We start from the raw sequence: 26,840 nt of genomic DNA, 5'->3' as shown, positions 1-26,840 counted from the left end.
AAACGCGTCAAAAGGAATAACTCCCACGACCGAGCGCCAGCGTCTCGACAAATGGCTGTGGCACGCTCGCGTGGTGAAGGCGCGCACGTCTGCGGCCGAACTCGTCGAAAGCGGCCATGTCCGCGTCAACGGCGTGCGCGAGACCTCGCCTGGGCATGCGATCAAGATCGGCGACGTCCTGACCATCGCACTCGATCGCACCGTGCGGGTCATGAAGGTGGTCGCCTTCAACGAGCGGCGCGGCGACGCAAACTCGGCGCGCCTGCTGTATGAGGAGTTGAACGAGCGCAAAGCGTAATTAATTGCGCTTGGTGTTCACTTCTTGGCCGAAGACTTGCGAAAACCAGTCACGATCGGCCGTTCCCGACCTTGCGGCGTGGGTATTTACGCGCTACGCAAGCCGCGAATTTGAGAGAGCTTTTCGGAGCGTTGTGGATGACTTACGTCGTCACTGAAAACTGCATCAAGTGCAAGTACACCGACTGCGTCGAGGTCTGCCCGGTAGATTGCTTCTACGAGGGCGAGAACATGCTGGTCATCCACCCCGATGAATGCATCGATTGCGGCGTGTGCGAGCCGGAATGCCCGGCCGACGCCATCAAGCCGGACACGGAACCGGGGCTCGAAAAATGGCTGGAAGTGAACGCCGAATACGCCAAGAGCTGGCCGAACATCACCCAGAAGAAAGATTCGCCGGAAGACGCGAAGGAATTCGACGGCAAAGAAGGCAAGTTTGAGAAATATTTTTCTCAAAACCCCGGTTCTGGAGACTAACTCGGGTCAAACTTAACCCTAATACCTTAGTCAGCGCCGCAAACAGGCCAGAAGACCCCTAAATCATTGATTTTTGCGGGAAATGTGCTATATTGGGCACATTAAGCCGAACCCCGTCAGCCCCGTTGGCCCCTCTGGGTTCCCGTGAAACCTCATGTCGAACAGGGGCGTGGCAGTTTTCCGCGCGCAGGCTGTGTCACATAAAACGCGTAAAAAGAGTACTTCTGCCAAGGCGTCACATAAGGATGCCAAAAAAGTCGCCGCGGCCAGCCGTAGCGCATCCAAGGGTCGTGCCGCGACTAAGCACACGGCTGCAAAGTCCTCGAAGAAAAGAAGCGCAATGCCTAACAAGACTGCCAAACCGGCCGCGAAAGCGACCGCTGCCAAGCCTGCAGCTCCCAAGGCTGCGGTCAAGCTTGCCGTGAAAGCGCATGTTGCCGCCGCGCCGAAAGTCCCCGTCGCTGCCGCCAAGCCCGCCGTGAAGCCGGCCGCCGCCGCGCCGAAGGTCGAGGAAAAGAAGGTCGTGACCCAGCGCCAGGGCTTCAAGGCCAATGAATTCGTCGTTTATCCCGCTCACGGCGTTGGCCAGATCCTGGCCATCGAGGAGCAGGAGATCGCCGGGGCCAAGCTCGAGCTGTTCGTCATCAACTTCATCAAGGACAAGATGACGCTGCGCGTTCCGACCGCCAAGGTCGCCAATGTCGGCATGCGCAAGCTGTCCGAGCCCGCGCTGGTCAAGAAGGCGCTGGAGACCCTCAAGGGCCGCGCCCGCGTCAAGCGCACCATGTGGTCGCGCCGCGCCCAGGAATACGAAGCGAAGATCAATTCGGGCGACATCGTCGCGATCGCGGAAGTCGTGCGCGACCTCTACCGCTCCGAATCGCAGCCCGAGCAGTCCTACTCGGAACGCCAGCTCTATGAAGCAGCGCTCGATCGTCTCTCCCGCGAGATTGCGGTGGTGCAGCACTCGACCGAGACCGAAGCGGTCAAGGAGATCGAGGCGCAGCTCGCCAAGAGCCCGCGCCGCACCAACGCCAAGGCGGAAGCCGCCGAGGGCGAGGCCGATGCGGATACCGAGGGCGATATCGACGATACCGATGGCGACGATACGGCAGTCGCCGACGAGGCCGCGTAGGCAGCAGCTTCGGCTCGCGGCAAGCAGATCCAAAGCCCGGCCGAACGGCCGGGCTTGTTCGTTTTGGTGCAAGGGCAATCGCCCTCGAAGGCCTGAGTGAAGCAAGGGAGCGGGCGGCCCGATCGTCGTGGGTGCGCAACGGACATCTAGCGAACGGGTCCGTCAGCCCTTATGCTATTGAATTCGGTCGTGAACGGCTTCGCGTCATGACCGCACGGTAGGATGGTCCAGGCCCGTCTGATAGGCGGGCCGTTGGCTTTATAGGAGCCTGGTTATGAGCCGCTCGAACCGTACCGAACATATCCGCCTCACCTCCCATCCGGAGCCCGGCGGAAAGGCGGCTTTCCCGATCCAGTGGGGCGCCGCGGACGCGCGCGCGCGGGGGCCGATCATTGGCACGGTGTCGCGAGCCCCGGACCGCAACGTCATCGGCAGCCATGGCGGTTCCTATGCCGTCTATCGTGCGCTCGCGGTCTCCGCCGGCGCGCTCGATCCAATCCGGCGTCCCGATCTCACCAACACGTTTCCGGCCGCGACCATCGGGCCATTCCCGCAATGGAGCGATCCCTCGAAGATCGTCGCGCTCGATCCCTGGGGGCATCTCGTCGCCGAAAATTTCCGCAAGGAAATCGCGGAAGGTGCCGACATCCGGCCGAGCATCGCGGTGACGCGCGCGCGGCTGGATCTGCCCGAAATCCGCGGTGCGCTGGTCGCCAAACGGCTGAAGCCGGACGGCGAGGTCGTGCACGCCAATGGCAGCGTGTCGGTGGTGAAGATCGCGATCGATCCGGTCTGGTATCTGCCGGGCCTTGCGGTGCGTTTCGGCACCACGGAGACCGAGCTGCGGCGTACCCTGTTCGAGCAGACCGCGGGCATGTTCCCTGAGCTCGTGACGCGGCCCGACATGAAGGTGTTCCTGCCGCCGATCGGCGGCACCACGGTCTACCTGTTCGGCGACGTGACGAAACTGCCCGATCATCGCACCAGGATCACCTGCCGCGTGCATGACGAATGCAACGGCTCCGACGTGTTCGGCTCCGACATCTGCACCTGCCGCCCCTACCTCATTCACGGCATCGAGGAATGCGCGCGCGGCGCGCAGGAGGGCGGGCTTGGGCTCGTCGTCTACAACCGCAAGGAAGGGCGCGCGCTCGGCGAGGTCACGAAATTCCTGGTCTACAATGCGCGCAAGCGCCAGGAGGACGGCGACGCAGCCGCCGCCTATTTCGAGCGGACCGAATGCGTGGCCGGCGTGCAGGATGCACGCTTCCAGCAACTGATGCCGGACACGATCCACTGGCTCGGCTTGAAACGCATCGATCGCTTCCTGTCGATGAGCGACATGAAATATGACGCGCTCACGGGCCAGGGCATCGATATCGTCGAGCGCGTGCCGATCCCGCTGGAGCTCATTCCGGCCGACGCGCATGTCGAGATCGCTGCCAAGAAGGCGGCCGGCTACTACGCCGAAGAGATTCCGACGGCGAAGGATCTGACCGACACGGTCGGACGCTCGCTGGAGAAATATTGAGTCACGTGATGGCGGCGGCCACAGAACGAGAGGCCCGATCGCTGCTCTCCGCGGAAGCAGTCCGCGCGCGCGCCGCGCGGATGCTCGACATCGGCCTCGACGACGGACTGACGCATTTCACGGTTCATCTCGATCGCATGGACGCTGTCGTGGATGCCGTGCTCGCGGTCACGCGACGGTCCTATCCTGCGCTGGATATTCCCTTTCACGCGCGGTGGCGGCACTTCGTCCTCGGTGGCGCCGACCGTTGGTCACGCCTCGCGGACAGCTTGTCCTGGCCGGATCGTGCCGCGCGGGCGCGCGCCGAATTCGATCTCGCCATCGTCAGCGTGTTGCTGGATGCTGGCGCCGGAGCTGACTGGTGTTACCGCGATGCCATGACGGGGCAGCACATCGGGCGCTCCGAGGGGCTTGCGCTGGCAAGCCTCGACATGTTCGAAAGGGGCGCGTTTTCCGCTGACCCGCGCTCTCCCTTCCGCGTCGATGCGGATGTGATCGCGCAACTCCCGCTCGCGCGGCTCGAGTCTGGCTTTCAGGTCACGGACAGCAATCCGCTGCTGGGGCTTGAGGGACGCACGGATTTGTTGCGGCGCTTGGGGCGGCTGGTGGCGTCTCGTCCGCAGATATTCGGTATGCATGATCGGCCACGTCCAGGCGGGTTGTTCGATCATCTCGCTGCCAAGGCGATCGACGGTGCGATCCCCGCGGCGCTCATTCTGTCCGAAGTGCTGAGCCAGCTCGGACCGATCTGGCCGTCGCGACTCGAGCTCGCCGGCATTCCGCTCGGCGATTGCTGGCGCCACCCCGCGATCAAGACCGATGACGCGACCACAGGTCTCGTGCCCCTGCACAAGCTGTCGCAATGGCTGAGCTATTCGCTGATCGAGCCCTTGCAGCGCGCCGGCTTTGACGTGACCGATATCGACGGCCTCACCGGGCTCGCCGAATACCGCAACGGCGGCTTGTTCGTGGATCACGAGGTGCTTCGTCTGCGCGACGTCGCTGATGCCGAGCGTGCGCACGCGGTGGATTCGCTGCTCGTCGTGGAGTGGCGCGCGCTGACGGTCGCGCTGCTCGACCGGCTCGCAGGTGACGTCCGCGCAAAACTCGGTCGCACGCCGGCGTCATTGCCTCTCGCCAGCATTCTGGAAGGCGGCACCTGGGCCGCGGGCCGCGCCATTGCCTTCGCGCGTCGTCCCGACGGCGCGCCGCCGCTCAAGGTGATCAGCGACGGTACGGTTTTCTAGCGCATGGTTCGAAGCTGCCGCATTGCACATCGATAATTTCAGGAGCATCGCGTCATGGAAGGCGTCACGATCGTCGATCATCCCCTGGTCCAGCACAAGCTGACGCTGGTGCGGGACAAGTCCATCTCGACGAAATCCTTCCGTGAGCTCGTCAAGGAGATCGGGATGCTGCTGTGCTACGAGGTCACGCGCGATCTTCCGCTTGCCGAGGTCGTCGTCGACACGCCGCTTGCGCGCATGCAGTCGGCCAAGATCGCCGGTAAGAAGTTGGTGTTCGTTCCGGTGCTGCGCGCAGGCACGACGTTCGTCGACGGCATGATGGACCTGGTCCCGACCGCGCGTGTCGCGCATATCGGGCTCTATCGCGAACCGCACAGCTTCGCGGCCGTCGAATATTTCTTCAAGTCGCCCTCCGACCTCGGCGAACGGCTCGCGATTGTGGTGACGCCGGTGGTCGCAACCGCCAACACGGCGGTGGCCGCAGTCGACCGGCTGAAGGAGCGCGGCGCAAAAGATATCCGGCTGGCTTGCCTGATCGCCGCGCCGGAAGGCCTCGAGCGGATTCGCGGCCTGCATCCGGACGTCCCGATCTGGACTGCGGCCATCGATGAAGGGCTCGACGAGCATGGCTACATCCTGCCCGGCCTCGGCGACGCGGGCGACCGCGCGTATGGTACGAGGTAGGGAAACGGCCAAGGCAGACAATTTCATTTGAATTCCGGCTCCGATCCGCCAATTGCAAGATGCTGGTGAGATACGGGACTTCGAAGCCGCCTTGGGTCAGATAATCGCTTCGCCAGCGAGGTGATCAAATGAAGCAGCCGCAGCTCCTGACGCGCCTTGCCTTGCCGAAGTCCGGCCGGTCGCGAGATGCGCGTGTGCAGCACGTCAATTGGATGAGCGCACTCGTGGCCCTCGGCTGGATGGCCTACATGCTGCATTCGCCTTGCCATGGACAGGAGCCGGGGCGACAAAGTGTCGATACCGGCTCAGGACAACGCGCGTTCAACAATGCATGTCGGACCTGCCATACGACCAAGGACGGCGACAATCGCTTGGGCCCGCATCTGTACAGGATCGTCGGGAGGAAGGCCGGCTCGCTGCAGGGTTATAACTACTCTAGCGCGATGAAGGGGGCGGATCTCGTGTGGGACGAAGAAAAGCTCGAGCGCTTCATCGCCAATCCGGATGAGTTGATACCGGGCAACAGCATGAAGCCATTTGGTGGACTTGCATCTGCCGACGACAGGGCAAAAATAGTTTCCTTCCTGCGATCGGACGCGTCGAGCCAATAGCTTCCCGTTTCACTCGCACGTTCGCCTTCTCACCACCGGCTTCGCCTCTCCCATATTTCCTCACCAATACCACAGGATACCCTCGGTTCGCTTTCGGCCACCGAGACGATCCGGGGCGCAGGTGTCAGGCCGGCGACCTCCATTGCCAACTTGGTTCGGATTGCCTCCTTGAACTTCTCTCGCTCTCTGATCACCAGCATGAACGAGCCTGGGCCTCCAATCACGCAATCCTCGTAATATAAATCGAGGTTATCGATATCCATCATCGAAACCGTCGTTCGTTTCATCATGATCGGCAGGCCGTTAATCGTGATGCCCTTCTCGATCGCCGCATTGCGCGCCTTGGTCACCGGGGGGCCCTCGTTGTTCGCGCCATCACCCGAAATATCGATCACGCGTCGCAGCCCGTGGTACCGATTCTGGTCGAACAGCGGTATTGCAAAATGGATCGCGCCGGAAATCGAGGTGCGCGAACCTCGGCGAACCGGCGTTTGCATGATCTCCGCAGCCAGTGCATCTGCGGATTCCGGGCCGTCGACGAGCCTCCAGGGCACGATGATCTTCTGATCATCCGATGCAGACCATTCGAAATAGGTCACCGCCAATCTCTTGCTCGGCCCGACCTTGAGCGCCTGGAGAAATTCCTCGGAGGTGACGGCCTGCGCATAACCTTCGCGCTGGACGACAAGCTCCTCCTCATCCATCGAGTAGGAGACGTCAACGGCAATGACGAGTTCGGCATCGACGGGTGGCAGAGCGTCCCTGTCGACCAATTGATGCCCGAGATTCCCGACGGCCGTGCTGGCGAAGTTGCCTCCAGCGATAACGCCTGCGATCAGCACCCTCAGGAGCCAGACATACGTGCGCATGGCGATCCTCGTTGGGGTTGTACTTGCACGCGCTTCCTGCACCGCGCGCGCGAGTCCAGTTGATTGCGGATACGTGGACAACCAGTCACTGTGTGGCGAAATGGCGCACCGGACTGCGTTGCCGCCGCTTCGGATAAAGAATGTCCGAGGCGGCTCCTGAAATCATGCTTGCGTCAAAATGGCATCGGCAAAGCTGAAAGTGGTAGCGGGATGATGGGGTCTCACAGGCCCCGCCTAGTCCCGCGCAGAGAACCCTATTGTGGTCAGTTTCGGCGCCTTCCGCTGCGCGATCATGCTCCGACGCGGAGTCAGGACGGCGATCTGATGGGGTGAAGCAGGCATACCAGCAGACTCCAGCGTCGGAGCGGGAGACTGCTCCTCAACCCCGGATGCCCCCATCACCGCAACCTGATGCGACGTGATCGGAAAGCCCATGAGTTCAAAGCTTGGAAGTTCTGCTGCCCCCGCTGAGAAGCCGACTACCATCGCCGGCGCAATTGCAACCATCAAGAACAACTTCTTCATGGCAATCTCCTTCCATCGGCTATGCGCGAAGAGTGAACCAGCTCACATCCCGCCACGATAAATTGAAATATGCTATTTTCCTGCACTCCGTAACTTGCCACTCTAGCGAACGAACGGCAGATCTTCTTGGTCAATTGCGAACGGCAGCTCCGAACCTGGGTACGTGAATTGTCAACACGCTCGGATTGTGGTTCGGCTGAATAAGTTGCCGACTGTGTGCTGATCGGAAGGAGTGACCCGCGTGGCTCTGCGAATCGAGTCAATCAGCAGATGCCTCGACGCTCTTCCGGAGAGGAGTACCATCCGGTGCGTGCGACGACAGGGTATTTGCTCAGCATCTCACGCTCCGCTTTTGCTTCGCGAGGTTCTGAGACGCGTCTGAGGTCGAAGCCCATGAGTGAAACAGGAAAGCACCAGACGTCGGAATGCTTGCCTGAACTCGCAACATTTCGACTTTCGACTGACAAGTTTCCCCAGCGAAAGCGCCTCTCCATGTGGCGCGAGGAATTCGGCGACAAGATTCTTCGGGTCGATATCGAGCCGTTGTCGGATATTCCATTCCACGCCCGGTCGACGTTGCGTATCCTGCCGGGGCTGAATGCGTTCTCTTCCACGTCTTCGCCGCTTCGATTTCGTCGCACAAGCGATGCGGCGGACGCCGATGGATCCATCGCCATCATCATAAACATGACGAAGCGCTCTGTCGTAACTCAGCGGGGTCGGGAGGCGACGCTCCGGGCTGGAGATGCCATCGCAGTGCACCACAGAAGCACCGGGAGCGTGAGCTTCGCAGGAGGAAGCTATTTCGCGCTGGTGATCCCGCGTGCCGAGCTTGCATCGCGCCTTAGCCATATCGATGAGCCGACGATGCAGCCCATCCCGCGCGAGCACACCACCCTCAGGCTCATCAGAAGCTATATGCGTCCACTATGGGACGAGCTTCGCCTGGCGACGTCCGATCTACGTTCTCTGGTCGCGACGCATGTTCACGATCTCGCGGCAATGATGCTGAGTCGGGACTGTCTGTCGGGTGAGAGCAACGCCAGCGCAGTGGTGGCGATCCGATTGGCCGCCGCCTTGGATTACATCGCTGCCCATTTTGACGACCCGGAACTCAATCTGGAAGCGGTGGCGCATAGCCAAGGCGTTTCTCCTCGCTATCTGCAGCGGCTGCTCGAAACCGCGGGGTCATCCTTTACCGCCCAGGTGAACGAGTTGCGCCTGCAACGAGCGTTCGCGCTTTTGACGGAGCCGGCCGCGAGCCCAAGACTGATTTCCGACATTGCATTGGAGGTCGGCTTTTCCGATATCTCCTATTTCAATCGATCGTTTCACTCGCGCTTTGGCGAGTCGCCGAGTGGCATACGGGCTCAGTCAAGAAGGTCCGATTGAGGCCGCTGGACCGGAACTCCGTGGCCGGAGTTCGCCGGCCGAATGATAGCGGTGGCGGTGGTCCGCGCGCTGAACCGTATCCGCCAACCCCGTCGCGATCGCTGCGATCTACGGCTCTCCCGCGCGGGCCTGCGTCCAGATCGCGACCGGCTGCTCGAGGCCGCGGACCGTCTGCGGGGCCTGGGCCATCAGCGGACGAAACGCCTCCTCGGCATCGCCGAGCTCGACCCTGGCGCGCCTGACGAGATCGTCGCTGGCCACCAGCGCGCAGCCGAGCGTGCGCGTCAAGGATTCGAGCCGGCTTGCCGCGTTCACGGTCGAGCCGATCACCGCAAATTCGAGACAGGTGACCCCGATGTCGCCGAGCACCACGGGTCCATAATGCAGGCCAAAGCTGACGCGGATCGGAGACTCGCCGGCCGCCTTGCGCTGCCCGTTCCAGCGATCCGCGGCCGCCATCATCGCCTGCGCGCAGCGTAGTGCGTTGCTGGCATCAAGCTTGCCGACGAAGGGTGTGCCGAAGGTCGCCATCAGCCCGTCGCCGAGATATTTGTCCAGCGTGCCGCTGTGGCGGAACACCTCCTGCTCCATCAGCGCGTGGAATTCGCGCAAGGTGCGCACGACGTCCTCCGGCGTGCGCGCGTCGGCAAAGGCCGTGAAGCCGACGATGTCGACGAACAGCACCGCGACGTTTTGGGTGCGCACCTGCTTCAGCGGCTCGTCGTGCCGCGACAGCTCGTCGACCACGTTTGGCGAGAAATAGCGCGCGAGATTGCCGCGTTCGCGCTCCACCGCGGCATGACGGATCAGGAGATCATTGCTGCGACGCACCGCCAGAGCGAGCGTCGCCGCGACGATCATGAACACGACGATCTCCTGGATGCGCGTGCCGAGCGCGATCGAACTTGGCGAGATCAACTGAAACAGCCTGTGATCGCTGCCGATCGCCGCGGCGATGCGGGCGGTTAGTTCAGGGTCGCGATCGGGTTGCGACCACACCCAGGCAACGCCGATGATCCAAAGAGCCGCGGTCCACGTTCCGACGGCTATGACGGTGCGCCAGGAGTAGGCCAGCGTCGCACCCGACAGCAGCACGAAGAAATAGATGAAGTTGCCCAAATGGAATTGCATCGCCACGGGCAAGCGCGCGGATCCGAACGGATTCGGCACGATGAGGATCAAGGTCAGCAGTGCGAGGTCGCAGAACAACAGCGCCAGCTCCGGCCTCGACACGCCAACCCGGCCAACCCTGACCTGGGCCCAGCCAATCAGGGCGAACAGGCCAAGCAGCGCCACATAATAGAGCTGGTCCCAAACCGGATTGATGTAGATGAGCAGGCAAGCGATCACCGCGAGCGCGACATAGCGCGCCCGCACCGCCAGCCGCAGGCCCTCCTGCTTGGCCGCTGCGAGCGCGGCCTGGGCAAACTCGACGGTTTCGGTCTCGCGCCGATCGCGCGCACGCGGCAATACGGCAGACAGGTCAAGGCGCTCGACAAGCGTGGTCACGGGGTGGTCTCCTCGCGTGGCCTCTGCGGCCGTTGGGCAGCCGCGTAGGATGGTTAGCGTAGCGTAACGCACCTCGTCCGCTTCCGCGAAGACAAACGGTGGTGGGTTGCGCGGACCCGTTGGCTAACCGACCCTACAATCACGGCGAGGGATTCCCGCTCACTTCACCGGCCGCTTCTCGAGCTTTCTTGCCAGCGTGCGGCGGTGCATGCCGAGCCGCCGCGCGGCTTCCGAGATGTTGAAATCGGTCTCGATCAGGGTCTGGTGGATGCGCTCCCACTCCAGCGTCTTGATCGAGGTTGGCCGGCTGTCCAGTGCCACCTCGGCATTGCCTTCGGCCTTCTGGAACGCGGCTTCGATGTCGTCGGTGTTGGAGGGCTTTGCGAGATAGTGGCAGGCTCCGAGCTTGATCGCCTCCACTGCGGTGGCGATGCTGGCAAAGCCCGTGAGCACCACGATCAGCGTGTCGGGATCATGGCTGTGCAGCAGCTCGACGCAGGCAAGCCCCGAGGCGCCGCCGAGCTTGAGGTCGACGACGGCGCGGCCGAACGACTTGTCCTCGAGCTCCTTCCGGACCTCTTCGATCGAGGCCGCAATCACCACGGAATAGCCGCGACGCTCGAACGAGCGCTTCAGCGTGCGCGCGAAGCCAGCATCGTCCTCGACAATGATCAGCGACTGCTCAGGCACCAAAACCGTCTCCGATGGCGAGCGTGGAGAGCGGCAGCACGAGTCGCACGGTGGCGCCGCGCTTTCTGTGGTTCTCCGCGGTCACCATGCCCCCAAGCTTGCGCACGACATTGACCACCAGGAACAGGCCGAGCCCGCCGCCGGCGCGGCCCTTGCTCGACTGGTAGGGCTTTCCGAGCTGCGCCAGCATCTCCGGCGCGAAGCCCTGGCCGCGGTCGCTGATCGACAGCACGAGCTTGTCGTCCTCGCGCTCGGCCAAGAGCTCGACCCACTCGCGCGAGACCTCGTAGGCGTTGTCGAGCACGTTGAAGATCACCTGCTTCAGCGCGATGTCGGAGACGATCGCGACGTCGTCGCCAAACGTGTTGGTGAAGTAGAGCGTGCGCGCCGAGCGCGCGTTGCGCCATTCCTCGACCAGCGCCGTCAGGAAGGCTGCCACGGTCGTCGGCGCCGATCCCTCGCCGCGGGCTTCGCCGGCGGAGACCAGGATGCCCGTCACGATCGATTTGCAGCGTTGCAGCGAGGTCTCCATCTCGGCGAGATCCTCGGCGAGCTCGTGGTCGCCCGCCAGATCCGGCATGCGGCGCCAATCGTTGAGGATCACCGAGAGCGAGGCGAGCGGGGTGCCGAGCTCATGCGCGGCGCCCGAGGCGAGCAGGCCCATGCGGACGATGTGGTCCTGCTCGGCGGCATGCTGGCGCAGCGCCGCCAGATGGGCATCGCGATCGCGCAGGTTCCTGTTGATGCGGGTCACGAACACCACCAGCAGCACCGCGTTGAGCACGAATCCAAAGAGCATCCCGACGACTGTCAGGCTGTAGGTGTCGCTGAGGGGGTTGTGCGGCAGGTCCAGCGGCCGGTAGGCGAGCGTCAGCCAGACGAAGGCGGCGCAGGTCAGTGCCACCAGCGACCAGGTCGAGCGCGCATCGAGCAGCACCGCGCCCAGCGTCACCTGCAACAGGAACAGCGAGGTGAAGGGATTGGTGGCGCCGCCGCTGAGGTAAAGCTGCGCCGTCAGCGCGGCGACGTCCAGCATCAGCGCGACCAGCAGCTCGTTGTTGGTGATCGCGGCGCGATGGCGCACCCAGACCAGGCTCGAAATGTTGAGCAGCACCAGCGCCGAGATCACAGCGCCCATCCGCGTGAGCGGCAGCTCGATGCCAAGCCCGAAATGCGCCGTCCCGATCGTGACGATCTGGCCGACGACCGCGGTCCAGCGCAGCTGGATCAGCAGCGCCATGTTCTTGCGGTTGGTCTCGTCGTCGGTCGGCGCGGGCAGCGACGTCGCGGTCAATTCGGTGCGGCCCTCCACCTGTACGGGAAGCGCGGCCGCGTCATATCCGAGAGAGAGCTTTTCCTTCTCAGGTCGGCTCGACGATCGTTCCAGCATCTGATCCCGTCCCGCGGGCGGCGGCCTCGCCGGCCCTTTCGTGGACAAAGCGCCCGCGGCGGAACAGCCCGCCGCCGAATGTGACGAAGAGTTTACCGGCCAGCATAATGGCCAGAGCAAACCATGTCAGCGCGTAAATCAGGTGGTTATTGGGAAAGCGGATCACGGTCAATCCGCCGATCGGAAAGACGCCGGCATTAGGGGCCGCGTCGGCATCGATGAAGAAGGGCGCGACCTCGCCAAGGCCACGCGTGGCGGCGATCGCCGCGACGTCGCGCGAATACCAGCGGTCATGCGCGGGATCGTTGTCGCGCAGGAAGCCGCCCTTCGGCTCGCTCATGCGCAGGAGGCCGGTGAGCTCGATCGTGCCGGATACGTTACCATCCGGCCGCGTCGCAGGATCACGCTTCTCCACCGGCACGAAGCCGCGATTGATCAAGACGAGTGTGCCGTCGTCGCGCTGAAACGGCGTCAGCACCCAGAAGCCGGCGCCTTCCTCCGTCACGGCTTTGACCAGCGTCTCCCGGTCGTTCAGCAGGCGGCCGGTGACGCTGACGTGGCGGTATTCGTCGGTCGCGGCGGTGACCGCGGGCCAGGTCGCAGGCGGCGGCAACATGGTCGGCGCGGCCTGAACGCGCGTCTCTACGCGGTCGATCAGCGCCAGCTTCCAGGCGCGCCGTTCGATCTGCCAGACGCCGAGGCCGATCAGGATGGCGATGGCGAGGAGGGAGAGCGTCGTGAGCCACAAAGGCGGGCGCGCAGCCCTGGTACGACTGCGCGCTTTCCGTCCGTCGTGTCTCATGGCTGCGATCACTTCATCCCGCTCATCTGGTGGATCGGCATCATGTTGCTGTTGAGGTGGTTCATCACCCACAGCGAGCCGGACAGCGCGATCACGACCATGACGATGGTGAAGATCATCGCCATCATGCTCCAGCCGCCCTCGGCCCTGGCGTTCATGTGCAGGAAGTAGATCATGTGCACGACGATCTGCACGATTGCGAACGCCATGATCACGAGCGCGGTGATCTGCTTGCTCGGCAGCGTACCGCTCATCACCAGCCAGAACGGGATCGCGGTCAGCACGACCGAGAGCACGAAGCCGAGCATATAGGTCGAGAATGAGCCATGGGCATGGCTGTCGCCGTGGTGATGGTCGTCCGCATGGGCGGCGTGGGTATCGGTGCTCATCGCAGAACTCCCAGGAGATAGACGAAGGTAAAGACGCCGATCCAGACCACATCGAGGAAGTGCCAGAACATCGACAGGCACATCAGCCGGCGGCGGTTGGCCTCGATCAGGCCGAAGCGCCAGACCTGCACCATCAGCGTTACCAGCCAGATCAGGCCGCAGCTGACGTGCAGGCCGTGGGTGCCGACCAGGGTGAAGAAGGCGGACAGGAAGGCGCTGCGCTGCGGGGTGGCGCCTTCGTGGATCATGTGGGCGAACTCGGTGAGCTCGATGCCGATGAAGGCGAGACCGAACAGGCCGGTAATCGCCAGCCACATCTGCGTCTGAGCGATCTTGTTCTGCTGCATCGTCAGCATCGCAAAACCGTAAGTGATCGACGACAGCAGCAGCATCGATGTGTTCACGGCGACCAGCGATAGGTCGAACAGGTCCTTGGGCGCGGGACCGGCGGCGTAGTTGCCGCCGAGCACGCCGAAGGTGGCGAACAGGATCGCAAAGATGAGGCAGTCGCTCATCAGATAGATCCAGAAGCCGAGCGAGGTGCTGTAGCCTTCCGGATGCGGATGCTCGTCGGCGAGGTAGAAGATCGGCTCGCCGGATTGGGTCGGTTTGATAGCGACAGTCATCTACTTGGCTCCGGCGAGCAGTTTGGTACGCGCATCCTCGCTCCGGACGACGTCGTCGGCCGGAATGTCGAAGTCGCGGTGATAGTTGAAGGTGTGGCCGATGCCGACGGCGAGCATCGCGATGAAGCTCACGGCGGCCAGCCACCAGATGTACCAGATCAGGCCGAATCCCATCGCGGTGGCGAAGCCGGCGAGGATGATGCCGGTGCCGGTGCTGCTGGGCATGTGGATTGGCTTGAACCCGGTGAGCGGACGCTGGTAGCCGCGCTTCTTCATGTCCCACCACGCGTCATTGTCGTGAACGACGGGCGTGAAAGCGAAGTTGTAGTCCGGCGGGGGCGAGGAGGTGGCCCATTCCAGCGTGCGCGCGTCCCAGGGATCGCCGGTGACGTCCTTGAGCTGCTCGCGCTTGAGGAAGCTGACCGCGAACTGCATCAGCATGCTGAGGATGCCGAGGAAGACGAGGACGGCGCCGATCGCAGCAATGACGAACCAGATCTGAAGCGAAGGATCGTCGAACACGCGCAGGCGGCGGGTCACGCCCATCAGGCCGAGGACGTAGAGCGGCATGAAGGCGAGGTAGAAGCCGGTGACCCAGAACCAGAACGACAGCTTGCCCCAGAACGGATCGAGCTTGAAGCCGAACGCCTTCGGGAACCAGTAGTTGATGCCGGCGAACGCGCCGAACACCACGCCACCGATGATCACGTTGTGGAAGTGCGCGATCAGGAACAGGCTGTTGTGCAGGACGAAGTCGGCCGGCGGCACTGCGAGCAGCACGCCGGTCATGCCGCCGAGCACAAAGGTCAGCATGAAGGCGATCGTCCAAAGCATCGGCAGCTCGTAGCGAATTCGGCCGCGATACATCGTGAACAGCCAGTTGAACATCTTCGCGCCCGTCGGGATCGAGATGATCATCGTGGTGATGCCGAAGAAGGAGTTGACGCTGGCGCCCGATCCCATCGTGAAGAAGTGGTGCAGCCAGACCAGGTACGACAGGATGGTGATGACGACTGTGGCGTAGACCATCGAGGTGTAGCCGAACAGCCGCTTGCCGGAGAAGGTCGAGGTCACCTCGGAGAAGATGCCGAACGCTGGCAAAACCAGGATGTAGACCTCGGGATGGCCCCAGATCCAGATCAGGTTCACATACATCATCGGGCTGCCGCCGAAATCGTTCGTGAAGAAGTTGGTGCCGACGTAGCGGTCGAGCGAGAGCAGCGCGAGCACGACGGTCAGGACCGGGAAGGAGGCGACGATCAGGATGTTGGTGCAGAGCGAGGTCCAGGTGAACACCGGCATCTTCATCATGGTCATGCCGGGGCAGCGCAGCTTGACGATGGTGCAGATCAGGTTGATGCCGGATAAGGTCGTTCCGACGCCTGCGACCTGCAGCGCCCAGATGTAATAGTCTACGCCGACGTCGGGACTGTAGCCGATGTTCGACAGCGGCGGATAAGCCAGCCAGCCGGTGCGGGCGAATTCGCCGATGAACAGCGACGCCATCACCAGCACCGCACCGCCGACCGTCATCCAGAAGCTGAAATTGTTCAGGAACGGGAACGACACGTCGCGGGCGCCGATCTGGAGCGGCACGACGTAGTTCATCAGGCCCGTGACCAGCGGCATCGCCACGAAGAAGATCATGATCACGCCGTGGGCGGTGAAGACCTGGTCGTAGTGATGGGCGTTGAGGTAGCCTTCGGAGCCGCCAAACGCGAGCGCCTGCTGCCCACGCATCATGAGGGCGTCGGCGAAACCACGCAACAGCATCACGATGCCGAGGATCATGTACATGATGCCGATGCGCTTGTGGTCCACGGTGGTGAACCATTCGCGCCAGAGGTAGCCCCAGAGACGGAAATAGGTGAGGCCGCCGAGCAGCGTGATGCCGCCGAGCGCGACCACCGCGAAGGTGCCAACGACGATCGGCTCGTGCAGTGGCAGCGACTCGATGCCGAGCCGGCCAAAGATGAGCTTGATGAGATCAGGAGACATGCGTGCTCTCTTTAGGAGTCTGACTTCGGACGTTGTCCGAGGAAGAAGGATGAGGACTTGAGCGGCGTGAAGCTCGGCCGCTTCAAGCCGGCGCCAAGCAGCGGCGTGGCGTCGCGGGGCTCCTTGATCGCCGCGGTCGTCTGGCCCTGCGGAGCGTCAGGCGTGCAGGTGCCGGCAACGAAGGTCGGCTCCGGCCCAAGCGGCGTGCCGCGGCGGGCATACTTGTCGTAGGCGAGCGGCAGGATGTTGTTCAGGCCCTCATGACCGAGGCCGCCCTTGGCGTCGATCGCCATCATCTCGCTCTGGCACATCTTGCCGGTCTCGACGCACATGTTGAGGATCAGGCGGTAGAGATCGGCATCGATGGTGCCGTAGCGCCGCACCGGCTCGTTCTGGCTCGGCTTCTCGAGCTGGAGATATTCGGCGCGGCCGAGCGTGCCGCCGGCGGCTTTCGCGCGTCCGATCCACTCGCCAAAGCCCTTGTCGTCCAGGCCGTGGAAGGCGAAGTGCATGCCGGAGAAGCCGGCGCCGCTGTAGTTCGCCGAAAAGCCCTTGTAAGTGCCGGCGTGGTTCACGACGGCGTGGAGCTTGGTCTCCATGCCCGGCATCGCATAGATCTGGCCGGCGAGCGCGGGGATATAGAACGAGTTCATCACCGTCGAGGCGGTGATGTGGAAGTCGATCGGGCGATCGACGGGAGCAGCCAACTCGTTGACGGTGGCGATGCCGTAGTCGCGATAGATGAAGAGCCATTTCCAGTCGAGCGCGACGACATCGATCTCGAGTGGCACCGTCGCCTCATCGACCCGACGATCGGCGGCGATGCGGTCCAGTGAACGGTAGGGATCGAGCAGATGCGTGCCCATCCAGGTCAGCGCACCCAGGCAAACGATGATCAGCAGCGGCGCCGACCAGATCACCAGCTCGAGCTTGGTCGAATGGTCCCATTCGGGCTCGTAGCGCGCGGCCTTGTTGGACTCGCGATAGCGCCAGGCGAACAGCACCGTCAGCGCCATCACGGGCACGACGATGAGGAGCATCAGGACGGTGGAGATGATGACGAGGTCGCGCTGTTGCGCTGCGATATCACCGGCCGGCGCAAGCACGATGAAGTTGCAGCCACTTAGGACGACTGCCAAAGGTAGTAGCGCCAGGATCCGTAGACGGGACACAGGTAGGCCTTTTGGTTGAAAATTTCGTAGTGCAGCCAAGGCGTAGCTGCGGCGCACCAATTGGGACATTGGACAATTTGTCCAATGTTGCAGTGCGGAATGGTGGGCCAGAGAGGGGGGAGAATGCCCGGCGACCGCCGGGTGGTCGGCTTTGGTTCTCAGGACGTTAAGAGCACACGATGGCGATGGCACAGACCCCCGCAATGGCAGGCGTAAACCCGGGCGAGCATGGTCACGACCAGGCCAATCCCGGCGAGATCGCCATCGGCGTCATCATCGGGCGCACCTCGGAGTTCTTCGACTTCTTCGTCTATGCGATCGCCTCGGTGATCGTGTTTCCGCGCCTGGTCTTTCCGTTCGCCACCGAACTGACCGGCACACTTTATTCATTCGCGATCTTCGCGCTCGCCTTCATGGCGCGGCCGCTCGGCACCGTCATCTTCATGACGGTCGACCGCGAATACGGCAGGACAGCAAAACTGGTCGCCGCGCTGTTCCTCCTGGGCACCGCGACGGTGGCGATCGCGTTCCTGCCCGGCTACAGCGACATCGGCGCGGCCGCGATCTGGCTCCTGGCGCTGGCGCGAGCAGCCCAAGGTCTCGCCTGGGGCGGCGCGTGGGACGGGCTTGCCTCTCTGCTCGCGCTCAACGCGCCGCCGAACAAGCGCGGCTGGTACGCGATGGTGCCGCAGCTCGGCGCGCCGCTCGGGCTGATCGTGGCGAGCGCGCTGTTTGCGTATTTCGCCGGCAATCTCTCGGCCGACGATTTCTTCGACTGGGGCTGGCGCTATCCGTTCTTCGTCGCCTTCGCCATCAACGTCGTGGCGCTGTTTGCGCGCCTGCGCATGGTCGCGACGGAGGAATATGCCTCGCTGTTCGAGACCCGTGACTTGCAGCCCTCGCGCATCTCCGACACCGTCGCGCGCGAAGGCCACAACATCATGCTCGGGGCCTTCGCGCCGCTGGCGAGCTTCGCGCTGTTCCACATGGTCACGGTGTTTCCGCTGTCCTGGGTATTTCTGTTCACCCATGAGAGCCCGGTAAGGTTCCTGATGATCGAGATCGTCGGCGCCGCCTTCGGCGTCGCGGCGATCGTGGCCTCCGGCATTATCGCCGACCGCGTCGGCCGCAAGTCGCTGCTGATGGGCTCGGCGATCGCAATCGCGGTCTATAGCGGCTTTGCCCCGCAGCTGCTCGATGCCGGCGCGTTCGGTGAGACCATCTACATGGTGCTCGGTTTCATTCTGCTCGGTCTGTCCTTCGGCCAGTCTTCCGGTGCGATCGCCTCCAACTTCAAGCAGATGTACCGTTACACGGCCTCGGCGCTCACCTCCGACATGGCCTGGCTGTTCGGCGCCGGCTTTGCCCCGCTCGCCGCGCTCCTGCTTGCCACCAATCTCGGCGTCATTGCCTCGGGTGCCTATCTGCTCTCCGGCGCATTGTGGACGCTGATGGCGCTCTGGCTGAGCGGCCAGCGCGAACGCGGCGATATGGATGCGGGTAGTTAGTTAGGTCCGTCGGCGGCCGCACCAACTCGGGTGCGGTAGGGTGGGCAAAGGCGCTCTTGCGCCGTGCCCACCATCCATCCGCGATTGCACCAGAAGTGGTGGGCACGCTTGCGCTTTGCCCACCCTAGAGACCTTAATCCACCACGATCTTCACGCGGTCGCGCACTTTCACCTGCGCGTGGGCGTCGAGGCCGTTGAGCACGCGGAAGCGCTCGGTCGGATGATCGACGCCGGCCATACGATGGGCGAGCGATTCCACGGTGTCGCCGGGCTGCACGGTGATCACCTTGATGCGCAGGGGACGGGCGGCCTGGATCTCCTCGAGCGTCAGGCGGCGGAATGAGTTCACTGTCTCGCGCGCATTGCGCTCGCTCTCGGTGGTCTTCTGCCGGCTCGCGAAGATGAAGCGGTAGACGTCGCTGCCGAAGCGCAGCGCGTAGACCTTGAATTGCCACTGGTCGCCCTTGGCGGTCACCGCGGCTGCCGGAAAGCCGTTGATGGTGATGTCCTCAGTCGAGGATTTGTCGACGCCTTCCATCCAGCCGGAATTGAGATAGTCGCCGAGCGTCTGCTCGGCCGGCACCCGTACGACGTCGAAGCGCATCGCCTGCGAGCCGCCCTCGCGCACGCCGATCACCGCCTGCGCGGTGTTGTCGAGCGTGAAATTGTCGGGCGCCTGGAAGGTGAAGCCGAGCTTGGGGTGCAGGAAGCGGCGGCCGCGGACAAAGCCTTCGCTCGGGTCCTCGCCATAGACGATGTTGTCGATCGCGCCGAGATAGGTCTCGCGGTCGCGCTCGGCGTCCTCCGGCGCTGCATATTGCCGCGCGATCGTCTGTGCGTTCTGCACGCGCTCGGGGGTAGCCGGATGCGAGGAGGTGAAATCCTGCGCGCGCGGATCGAGCGCGTTCTTGCCAGCCTTCAGCTCGGCATTACGCTCCATCGCCGAAAGGAAGCGCGCCGCGCCATAGGGATCGAAATGCGCCCGCGCGGAGATGCCGACGCCGATGCCGTCGGCCTCGAACTCCTGGTTGCGCGAAAAGCTCGCCATGGTGAGCTTGGTCTTGGCAAGCGCGAGCGCGGTGAGCTCGGGATCGTTGCTCATGTCGGTGACGACGCGGGTGACGATCGCGGCCTGGCGCGCCTGGTCCTCGCGCATCGCGGCGTGCTTGGACAGCACATGCGCCATCTCGTGGCTGAGCACGGACGACAATTCGGAGGTGTCGCTGGCGAGCGCGAGCAGGCCGCGCGTGACATAGAGTTGACCGTTCGGCAGCGCGAAGGCATTCACTGCGCCGGAATTCAGGATCGTGACCTTGTAGCCCTGGTCGGGTCGATCGGAGGCCGCGACCAGCCGCTCGACCGTCTTGGTGACGAGCTGCTCGAGCCGGGGATCGTCATAGGCGCCCCCATAGCTGGCAAGGATGCGCTCGTGCTCCTTCTCCGTGGCCGGCGTCTGCGCGACCGCAGGTTTTGGCTTGGGCACGGTGACGACAGGCGGGGCCGCGGTCTGGAAGCGGCCCATGTCGCCGCACCCCGAGAGCAGCGCACCCAGGCCAACAGATAGGCCAACCCAAAGCCCAGCCGGCGCAACCCGAAGGCGGCGGCTCACCTCTGTTCCGCGTCCCAAAACCCCATCCACGTCGCTTAACCCGTGCCTGGCCTTAAGGCCTTACCCCGGCTAGTTCGTGCCCAATAATTCGATCTGCCCCACCCGGAGCGCGTCAATCCGCGGCCCCACACTCCCCTCGACCCAGCCCCGGACTCGAATCTTCCGATTTTCCAGGGACTTGAGAACGATCCCGGCGTTCTCGAAGGCCGGAACCATGCGCCTTGAAATAGTCACAGCAAAGCCGCGTGTCCAGTTCCGGCCGAAGTTGAGGTAAGTCGTTGCCCCAGCTTGCCGGACGGAGAGCACTTTACCCTCGACCACTACGAAGCGCCCGATCCCGGCCAAAATATCGTCCGGACTTTCCGCGTTTTTTATGGCCGACGGGTCAGCCCAGCTGCCCTTTTTTCCGCGTCGCGCCTCTGCTTCCGCCGCCATCAGGGCGGCCGCGCAATCCTTGTCTGCGATCTCAGCCGAGACCATTGCATCACCTTGGGACAACAATAGGGCCTGCACGGAGGTATCGTTCTCGCCGAGGAAAACCAGCGCAGGCTGGCGGCCGTAGCGGTCCGGCGTGTCATCGGTGCCGCGCAGGCGAACGTCGCGGCCGACGAGCATCGCCGCTAGCGCCTGCTTCGTTGTTGCAGTGGGCTCGATGCCGAGGAGGCGCGCTTCGCGCCCGTCGTCGAGACGCAAGCTACGCGCATCGACGATGTCGGCGACGCGGCCTTCACCCTGGGACTCGAACTGGCAGGCAGCTGCAAAGGCTGTGCCGTGCGACATGATGAGAAGTGATGCGGCAGCAAAAAAGAAGAGGAGTGATTGGTTCACGCGACCCGGCAAGGTTGTTCTGCGCTCCACTCTTAACTCAAACGTGGTTGCCATCGAAGAGGCTTGGGGCCGGATTAGCGACGGGGCTGCCACATCCTCAGTCATTGCGAGCGCAGCGAAGCAATCCAGAGTCTTGCCGCGGCGGGATTCTGGATTGCTTCGCTGCGCTCGCAACGACCATGTGGAGGCATCTGCGGCCCAAGCGCCATTCCGCTTTGCGGAAAACAAACGTTTTTCCTCGCGACGCGGCCGCGCTTGCTGCACCCTTACGCATGCTGCATGATCGCGCGAATACTAACAACCAAGCCACCATCAGAGTACGGCGCGACAAGGGAGGTTTTCGATGAAGAGGATTTTGTCGGGCATTTTTGTCGCGGCGTTGGTCGCCAGCACAGTTCAAGCCCAGGACAAAGCCCAAGACAAGCCGCCTCTCAAGCTCGGCGGCATTCTCGACATGTCGAGCCTCTACGCCGACATCACCGGCTCCGGCAGCGAAATGGCGGCCAGGATGGCGGCGGAGGATTTCGGCGGCGAGGTGTTGGGCCGCAAGATCGAGATCCTCGCGGCCGATCATCTCAACAAGGCGGACCTTGCCGCCAACATCGCCCGCGACATGATCGACAACCAGGGCGTCGAGATGATCTACGACGTCGCGGCCTCAGCCACCGCGCTTGCCGCCGGCGAGATCGCGAAGGCGCGCAACAAGATCGTCATCTTCAACGGGCCCGGCTCGATCCGGCTGACCAACGAGGCCTGCGGTCCCTATACCGTGCATTACGTCTTCGACACCTTTGCGCAGGCCAACACGACCGGCCTTGCGGCCGTGAAGTCCGGTCTCGACACCTGGTTCTTCCTCACCGCCGATTACGCGTTCGGCCAGGACCTGGAGAAGGACACCAGCAATGTCGTGGTGAAGGCCGGCGGCAAGGTGCTGGGCAATGTCCGTCACCCCCTCAACACGTCCGACTTCTCGTCCTTCCTGCTTCAGGCGCAGGCCTCCAAGGCCAAGGTGATCGGACTTGCCAACGCCGGCGGCGATACCGTCAACGCCATCAAGCAGTCGTCGGAGTTCGGCATCATGAAGGGCGGCCAGAAGATCTCACCGCTGCTCGCCTTCGTTACCGACATCGATTCGATCGGGCTGGAAACCGCGCAGGGCCTGCTGCTGGCGGAAGCCTTCTACTGGGACATGAACGACGAGACGCGCGCTTTCTCAAAGCGCTTCATGGAGCGCGTGAAGCGGCCGCCGACCTCGGCGCAAGCCGGCGTGTATTCCTCGGTCACGCATTATCTGAAAGCCGTGAAGGCGGCCGGCACCACCGATGCTGCCGCGGTCATGAAGGTGATGAAGGGGACGCCGATCAACGACTTCTTCGCGCATGATGGCAAGATCCGTGACGACGGCCGCATGGTGCACGACATGTACCTGTTCGAGGTCAAGAAGCCGTCGGAGTCCAAAGGACGCTGGGACGACTACAAGCTGCTCGCCACCGTGCCCGGCAACGAGGCGTTCCAGTCGCTCGAGCAGTCACGCTGTCCGCTGGTGAAGAAATAGCACTCATTGCGAGGAGCGAGTCCAACAACAGATCGTCATCCCGGGCTCGCGCCAAGTGGCGCGCCCCGGAACGACGATGTGAGAGAGTGGTGCCATAGAAGAAAGGCAAACATCCATGAGCAACGACATGGTCCTGCAAAAGCTCGAAGGCGGGCTGCTCACCATCACCATGAACCGTCCCGAGCGCAAGAATGCGCTCAACCCCGACATGGTGAGCGGGCTGGTGGAGGCGGCGCGGCGCGCGGCCGATGATCCGGATGTGCGCGCGGTGCTGTTCAAGGGCGCAGGCGGCAGCTTCTGCGTCGGCGGCGACGTCAAGTCGATGGCCGAGGGGCGCGCGCCGCTGCCTTTCGAGACCAAGCTCGCGAACCTGCGCCGCGGCATGGAGGTCTCGCGCATCCTGCACCAGATGCCCAAGCCCGTGGTGGCGCAGCTCGATGGCGCCGCGGCCGGTGCGGGTCTCTCAATGGCGCTGTCCTGCGATCTGCGCATCGCCAGCGAGTCCTGCAAGATCACCACCGCCTTCGCAAAGGTCGGCTTTTCCGGCGATTATGGCGGCACCTATTTCCTTACCCAACTCATCGGCAGCGCACGGGCGCGCGAGCTCTATCTGATGTCGCCGGTCCTGAGTGCGAAGGAGGCGCAGGCGATCGGGATGGTGACGAAAGTGGTGCCTGACGCCGAGATCGACGCCACCGCGCACGAGCTCGCGCTGTCGCTGGCGCAGGGCCCCTCGATCGCGCTCGGCTATATCAAGCGCAACATCAACAATGCCGAGCACCTGCCGCTCGAGGATTGCTTCGACGGCGAAGCCATTCATCACACCCGCTGTGGCGATACAGAGGACCACAAGGAAGCCGCAAAGGCGTTTGTCGAGAAGCGGAAACCCACCTTCAAGGGCGCCTGACCATGGCGCCCTATATGCGCTTGCGGCAGATCTGCCTGGTCGCGCCGCAGCTCGAGCCCGTGATCTCAGATATCGCGGGCATCATGGGCCTTTCCGTCTGCTATCGCGACGCCAATGTCGCGAAGTATGGCCTGGAGAACGCGCTGCTGCCGGTCGACACGATCCTGCTGGAGGTGGTGGCGCCGTCCAGGGACGGCACCGCAGCCGGTCGCTTCATCGCCAAGACCGGCGGTCGCGGCGGCTATATGGCAATCTTCTGCTGTGACGACCCGGACGCGCGCGGCCGCAACGCGAATGCAATGGGCGTACGCACCGCGAACGTCATCGATCATCCGCCCTATCACGGCGTGCAACTGCATCCCCGCGATTGCCGCGCCGCCTTCATCGAGTTCAACCACACCAAGGGCAGCGATGATGTCTTGGGGCCCTATCCGCCCGCCGGGCCGGACTGGCAAAAGTTCATCCGCAAGGACGTGACGCAGGCGCTATCGGCGGTCGAGATGCAGAGCCCGGATCCGCAAGGCCTGGCCGAGCATTGGGGCAAGCTGATCGGCGTCGCGCCGAGCAAGGCAGAGGGCGGCGAGACCGAGCTGAAGCTGCCTAACGCGAGCTTCCGCTTCGTCAAGGGTGGAGCTGAGATCATGAGCGCGCTGGAGTTCAGGGTGGCCGATGTCGCAAGCGTGCTTCATGCGGCAAGGGCGAAGGGGCTCGCAGTGGCGGGGAATGAGTTTCTGTTGGGTGGGGTGACGTTCCGACTCAGCGCTTGAGCAGTTGGCACATTTGCCCGTTGGGTCGTCATGCCCGGGCTCGTCCCGGGCATCCACGTTCCTGACCCGAGAAGCTGGCGCGTGAGGCGAGGCGTGGATGGCCGGGACAAGCCCGGCCATGACGGGGATAGGTTGAACACGAGCAGAGAGATACATACCCCCATGCCGCATCCGCTCGACAGCTTCTTCGCGCCCGCAAGCATCGCGCTGATCGGCGCCTCCCGCGATCACGACAAGATTCCGGGGCGGCTGCTGTCGATGCTGCGCAAGAACGAGTATCCCGGGCAAATCTATCCGGTGAACCCGAACTACGCAGAGATCGACGGGCTCGCCTGCTACAAGGCGATCGCGGACATCGGCGCGCCGATCGATCTCGCCGTCGTCATCATTCCGGCGCGCGCAGTGCTGACCGCGCTCGAGCAATGCGCTGCCGCCGGCGTGAAGAACGCCGTCATCATCTCCTCCGGTTTTGCGGAGGAGGGCGGCGGCAGCGCCGCGATGCAGGAGGCAATCGCTGATCTGGCAAGGCGCACTGGCATGCGCATCTCCGGCCCGAACGCCGAAGGCTTTTTCAGCCAGGTTCAGCACGTGGCGGCGACGTTCAGTCCGGCCGTCGACGTCAAGCCCGGCATGGCGCCGTTGGTTGCGACCACGCGACGGATCGGCATCGTCGCGCAAAGCGGCGGCATCGGCTTTGCCTATTACAATCGCGCCAAGGCGCTCGGCGTTGCAGTAAGCTACGTCGTCTCTACCGGCAACGAATCCGATCTCGGAGCCGGCGAGTTTCTGGACTACCTGGTGCAGGACGCGTCGACCGACGTGATCCTGCTGTTCATCGAGGGCATCCGCGACGTCGAGAAATTCTTGGCAGCAGCGCGGCGTGCCGCCGAGCTGAAGAAGCCCGTCGTCGTGACCAAGGTCGGCCGCAGCGGTGCGGGCGAGCGTGCGGCGGCGTCGCACACCGCGAGCATGGCCGGCTGGTCCGCGGCCTATGATGCGGTGTTCGCGAAGTACGGCTTCATCGTCTCCGGGGACCTCGACGAGGCGCTCACGATCGCCGCGGTGCTGGCGAGCAATCCGCTGCCCAGGGGCGATCGGGTTGCCGTGGTCACCGTGTCCGGCGGCGCCGGCATCTGGGGCACGGATGCGGTGGCGCTCAAGGGTTTGCAGGTCCCGGAGCTCTCCGAGCCGATCCAGGCGGAGATCAGGACCCTGATGCCGTCATACGGCACGGCGCGCAACCCGATCGATGTCACCGCCCAGGGCGTGACCTCGGGCGGCCTGCAACGAAGCGTCGATCTGCTCAGCGTGTCCGACGAGGTCGACGCGATCCTGGTGATGCTGTCGCTGTCGAGCGAGGTGCGGATGCCTTTCAAGGAGGCGGAGCTGAAGCCGGTGCTGGCGGCGCAGAAAAAACCGGTCGTGTTCTTTTCCTACACGCTGCCGTCGGATTTCGCGCGGCGAGAGCTTGCCAAGTCCGGCGTCGTCGTGCTGTCGGGCCTTACCCATGTCGGCGTCGCGCTGCGGCAGCTCGTGGACTTCGCAGCGTTCGATCTGCCCAGGCCTGCGGAAGAGATGCGGCTTCCGCCACGCGATCTCTCGGCATTCTTGAAATCGCCCGCCCTGTCCGAAGCCGACAGCAAGGCTCTGCTTCGTGCGGCTGGCATCGCGCTGCCAAACGAGGTGCTCGTCGTCGAGAAGAGCGGCCTCGACGAGGCGATCGCGCAGGTCGGCTTTCCGCTGGTGATGAAGATCCAGTCGCCGGACATCCCGCACAAGAGTGAGGTCGGCGGCGTGCGGGTGAACATCACGACCAAGGGCGAGGTGTTTCTGGCGTTCGAGCAGCTCCTGAACAATGCGCGCAAGCATCGGCCGGATGCTGCGGTTCAGGGCGTGCTGCTCGCACCCTTGGCGAAGAAGGGCGTCGAGATCATCGTCGGTACGATGACGGATCAGACTTTCGGTCCGATGGTGATGGTGGGCCTCGGTGGTATCACGACCGAGTTGTTTCGCGACGTGATCTACCGCACGGCGCCGGTGAGCGCGGATGAGGCCGACGCGATGCTGGCCGCGCTCAAGGCGGTGCCGCTGCTGAACGGGTTTCGTGGCGCTGCCAAGGCGGATGTCGCGGGGCTTGCGCAGTTGATAGCCGACATCTCCATCCTCGCCGCGCGGCATATTAGGGAGATTGCGGAGATCGAGCTCAATCCGGTGCTGGTGCATCCGGAAGGGCAAGGCCTGACGATTGTGGATGCACTGGTCGTGGGGCGGAAATAGCTGGCTGCAAACAACGCTGTCGTCCCGGCCTTCGCCGCGATGACA

General features: G+C 63.6%; 25 protein-coding genes. 13 read left to right on the top strand and 12 right to left on the bottom strand.

From position 1 onward, the window contains the following. The first annotated feature begins 16 nt into the window (after positions 1 to 16). The 7 genes from SO140_RS14035 to SO140_RS14005 all read left to right on the top strand — a co-directional run bounded on the left by SO140_RS14035 (position 17) and on the right by SO140_RS14005 (position 5,982). Entirely contained in the window at positions 17 to 298 is a 282-nt protein-coding gene (locus SO140_RS14035; protein WP_449381180.1) for an RNA-binding S4 domain-containing protein, read from the top strand. Between the two features lie 137 nt (positions 299 to 435). Next, a complete protein-coding gene (gene fdxA / locus SO140_RS14030) occupies positions 436 to 774 on the top strand; it encodes a ferredoxin FdxA (protein WP_027526516.1) in 339 nt (112 codons plus the stop codon). 340 nt (positions 775 to 1,114) lie between these two features. Continuing rightward, the gene (locus tag SO140_RS14025; protein ID WP_449381113.1) at positions 1,115 to 1,909 is read left to right on the top strand and encodes a CarD family transcriptional regulator; all 795 of its coding nucleotides are present in this window, start codon (positions 1,115 to 1,117) and stop codon (positions 1,907 to 1,909) included. Between the two features lie 274 nt (positions 1,910 to 2,183). Continuing rightward, a complete protein-coding gene (locus tag SO140_RS14020) occupies positions 2,184 to 3,440 on the top strand; it encodes a GTP cyclohydrolase II (RefSeq protein ID WP_449381114.1) in 1,257 nt (418 codons plus the stop codon). 8 nt (positions 3,441 to 3,448) lie between these two features. Then, positions 3,449 to 4,687, top strand: coding sequence for a URC4/urg3 family protein (locus SO140_RS14015; protein ID WP_449381115.1), 1,239 nt, complete (start codon positions 3,449 to 3,451; stop codon positions 4,685 to 4,687). 54 nt (positions 4,688 to 4,741) lie between these two features. Beyond that, the gene (gene upp / locus SO140_RS14010; protein ID WP_449381116.1) at positions 4,742 to 5,371 is read left to right on the top strand and encodes a uracil phosphoribosyltransferase; all 630 of its coding nucleotides are present in this window, start codon (positions 4,742 to 4,744) and stop codon (positions 5,369 to 5,371) included. Positions 5,372 to 5,499: 128 nt separating this feature from the next. Then, entirely contained in the window at positions 5,500 to 5,982 is a 483-nt protein-coding gene (locus SO140_RS14005; RefSeq protein WP_449381117.1) for a c-type cytochrome, read from the top strand. A gap of 29 nt (positions 5,983 to 6,011) precedes the next feature. Here the strand turns inward: SO140_RS14005 and SO140_RS14000 are convergent, their stop codons facing one another. Both SO140_RS14000 and SO140_RS13995 read right to left on the bottom strand, forming a co-directional pair. Then, positions 6,012 to 6,851 carry a DUF1194 domain-containing protein gene (locus tag SO140_RS14000; RefSeq protein WP_449381181.1) on the bottom strand — a complete coding sequence of 280 codons (840 nt, stop codon included), beginning with the start codon at positions 6,849 to 6,851 and terminating at the stop codon, positions 6,012 to 6,014. Positions 6,852 to 7,085: 234 nt separating this feature from the next. Continuing rightward, entirely contained in the window at positions 7,086 to 7,376 is a 291-nt protein-coding gene (locus tag SO140_RS13995; RefSeq protein WP_449381118.1) for a hypothetical protein, read from the bottom strand. 492 nt (positions 7,377 to 7,868) lie between these two features. Between SO140_RS13995 and SO140_RS13990 the strand changes: the two genes are divergently transcribed. Next, a complete protein-coding gene (locus SO140_RS13990) occupies positions 7,869 to 8,768 on the top strand; it encodes a helix-turn-helix transcriptional regulator (RefSeq protein WP_449381119.1) in 900 nt (299 codons plus the stop codon). Positions 8,769 to 8,876: 108 nt separating this feature from the next. Here the strand turns inward: SO140_RS13990 and SO140_RS13985 are convergent, their stop codons facing one another. The 8 genes from SO140_RS13985 to cyoA form a co-directional block, all read right to left on the bottom strand. After that, positions 8,877 to 10,277, bottom strand: a complete 1,401-nt coding sequence (locus SO140_RS13985) for an adenylate/guanylate cyclase domain-containing protein (protein WP_449381120.1) — start codon at positions 10,275 to 10,277, stop codon at positions 8,877 to 8,879. 159 nt (positions 10,278 to 10,436) lie between these two features. Then, positions 10,437 to 10,970, bottom strand: a complete 534-nt coding sequence (locus SO140_RS13980) for a response regulator transcription factor (RefSeq protein WP_449381121.1) — start codon at positions 10,968 to 10,970, stop codon at positions 10,437 to 10,439. Further along, complete coding sequence (locus SO140_RS13975) at positions 10,960 to 12,357, bottom strand: ATP-binding protein (protein ID WP_449381122.1); 1,398 nt, start codon at positions 12,355 to 12,357, stop codon at positions 10,960 to 10,962. Before SO140_RS13975 ends, SO140_RS13980 begins: the two co-directional genes overlap by 11 nt. Continuing rightward, the gene (locus tag SO140_RS13970; RefSeq protein ID WP_449381123.1) at positions 12,329 to 13,159 is read right to left on the bottom strand and encodes an SURF1 family protein; all 831 of its coding nucleotides are present in this window, start codon (positions 13,157 to 13,159) and stop codon (positions 12,329 to 12,331) included. Before SO140_RS13970 ends, SO140_RS13975 begins: the two co-directional genes overlap by 29 nt. 8 nt (positions 13,160 to 13,167) lie before the next feature. Next, positions 13,168 to 13,548, bottom strand: coding sequence for a cytochrome o ubiquinol oxidase subunit IV (gene cyoD, locus SO140_RS13965; protein ID WP_449381124.1), 381 nt, complete (start codon positions 13,546 to 13,548; stop codon positions 13,168 to 13,170). Beyond that, the gene (gene cyoC, locus SO140_RS13960) at positions 13,545 to 14,174 is read right to left on the bottom strand and encodes a cytochrome o ubiquinol oxidase subunit III (protein ID WP_449381125.1); all 630 of its coding nucleotides are present in this window, start codon (positions 14,172 to 14,174) and stop codon (positions 13,545 to 13,547) included. The genes cyoD and cyoC overlap by 4 nt, the downstream gene beginning before the upstream one ends. Continuing rightward, the gene (cyoB, locus tag SO140_RS13955) at positions 14,175 to 16,172 is read right to left on the bottom strand and encodes a cytochrome o ubiquinol oxidase subunit I (protein ID WP_449381126.1); all 1,998 of its coding nucleotides are present in this window, start codon (positions 16,170 to 16,172) and stop codon (positions 14,175 to 14,177) included. Positions 16,173 to 16,183: 11 nt separating this feature from the next. Continuing rightward, positions 16,184 to 17,344 (bottom strand): ubiquinol oxidase subunit II, encoded by a 1,161-nt coding sequence (cyoA, locus tag SO140_RS13950; RefSeq protein ID WP_449381127.1) that lies wholly within the window; start codon positions 17,342 to 17,344, stop codon positions 16,184 to 16,186. 179 nt (positions 17,345 to 17,523) lie between these two features. Here cyoA and SO140_RS13945 point away from each other — a divergent pair, with 179 nt between their 5' ends. Further along, positions 17,524 to 18,852 (top strand): MFS transporter, encoded by a 1,329-nt coding sequence (locus tag SO140_RS13945; protein WP_449381128.1) that lies wholly within the window; start codon positions 17,524 to 17,526, stop codon positions 18,850 to 18,852. 133 nt (positions 18,853 to 18,985) lie between these two features. On the opposite strand, the gene SO140_RS13940 is transcribed toward SO140_RS13945, so the two are convergent. Beyond that, positions 18,986 to 20,461 carry a M48 family metalloprotease gene (locus SO140_RS13940; RefSeq protein ID WP_449381129.1) on the bottom strand — a complete coding sequence of 492 codons (1,476 nt, stop codon included), beginning with the start codon at positions 20,459 to 20,461 and terminating at the stop codon, positions 18,986 to 18,988. 69 nt (positions 20,462 to 20,530) lie between these two features. Further along, entirely contained in the window at positions 20,531 to 21,343 is an 813-nt protein-coding gene (locus SO140_RS13935) for a thermonuclease family protein (protein WP_449381130.1), read from the bottom strand. A gap of 289 nt (positions 21,344 to 21,632) precedes the next feature. On the opposite strand from SO140_RS13935, the gene SO140_RS13930 reads away from it, so the two are divergent. From SO140_RS13930 to SO140_RS13915, 4 genes are all read left to right on the top strand, one after another. After that, positions 21,633 to 22,844, top strand: coding sequence for an ABC transporter substrate-binding protein (locus SO140_RS13930; protein ID WP_449381131.1), 1,212 nt, complete (start codon positions 21,633 to 21,635; stop codon positions 22,842 to 22,844). 115 nt (positions 22,845 to 22,959) lie between these two features. Then, positions 22,960 to 23,751, top strand: coding sequence for an enoyl-CoA hydratase (locus tag SO140_RS13925; RefSeq protein WP_449381132.1), 792 nt, complete (start codon positions 22,960 to 22,962; stop codon positions 23,749 to 23,751). Positions 23,752 to 23,753: 2 nt separating this feature from the next. Continuing rightward, positions 23,754 to 24,518, top strand: a complete 765-nt coding sequence (locus tag SO140_RS13920; RefSeq protein WP_449381133.1) for a VOC family protein — start codon at positions 23,754 to 23,756, stop codon at positions 24,516 to 24,518. Between the two features lie 162 nt (positions 24,519 to 24,680). Then, positions 24,681 to 26,795, top strand: a complete 2,115-nt coding sequence (locus tag SO140_RS13915) for an acetate--CoA ligase family protein (RefSeq protein ID WP_449381134.1) — start codon at positions 24,681 to 24,683, stop codon at positions 26,793 to 26,795. Positions 26,796 to 26,840: the final 45 nt, after the last annotated feature.

Source organism: Bradyrhizobium sp. UFLA05-108 (assembly GCF_059803455.1).
Note: the sequence above shows the minus strand (reverse complement) of the source record. Positions and strands in the feature narration are given on the sequence as shown.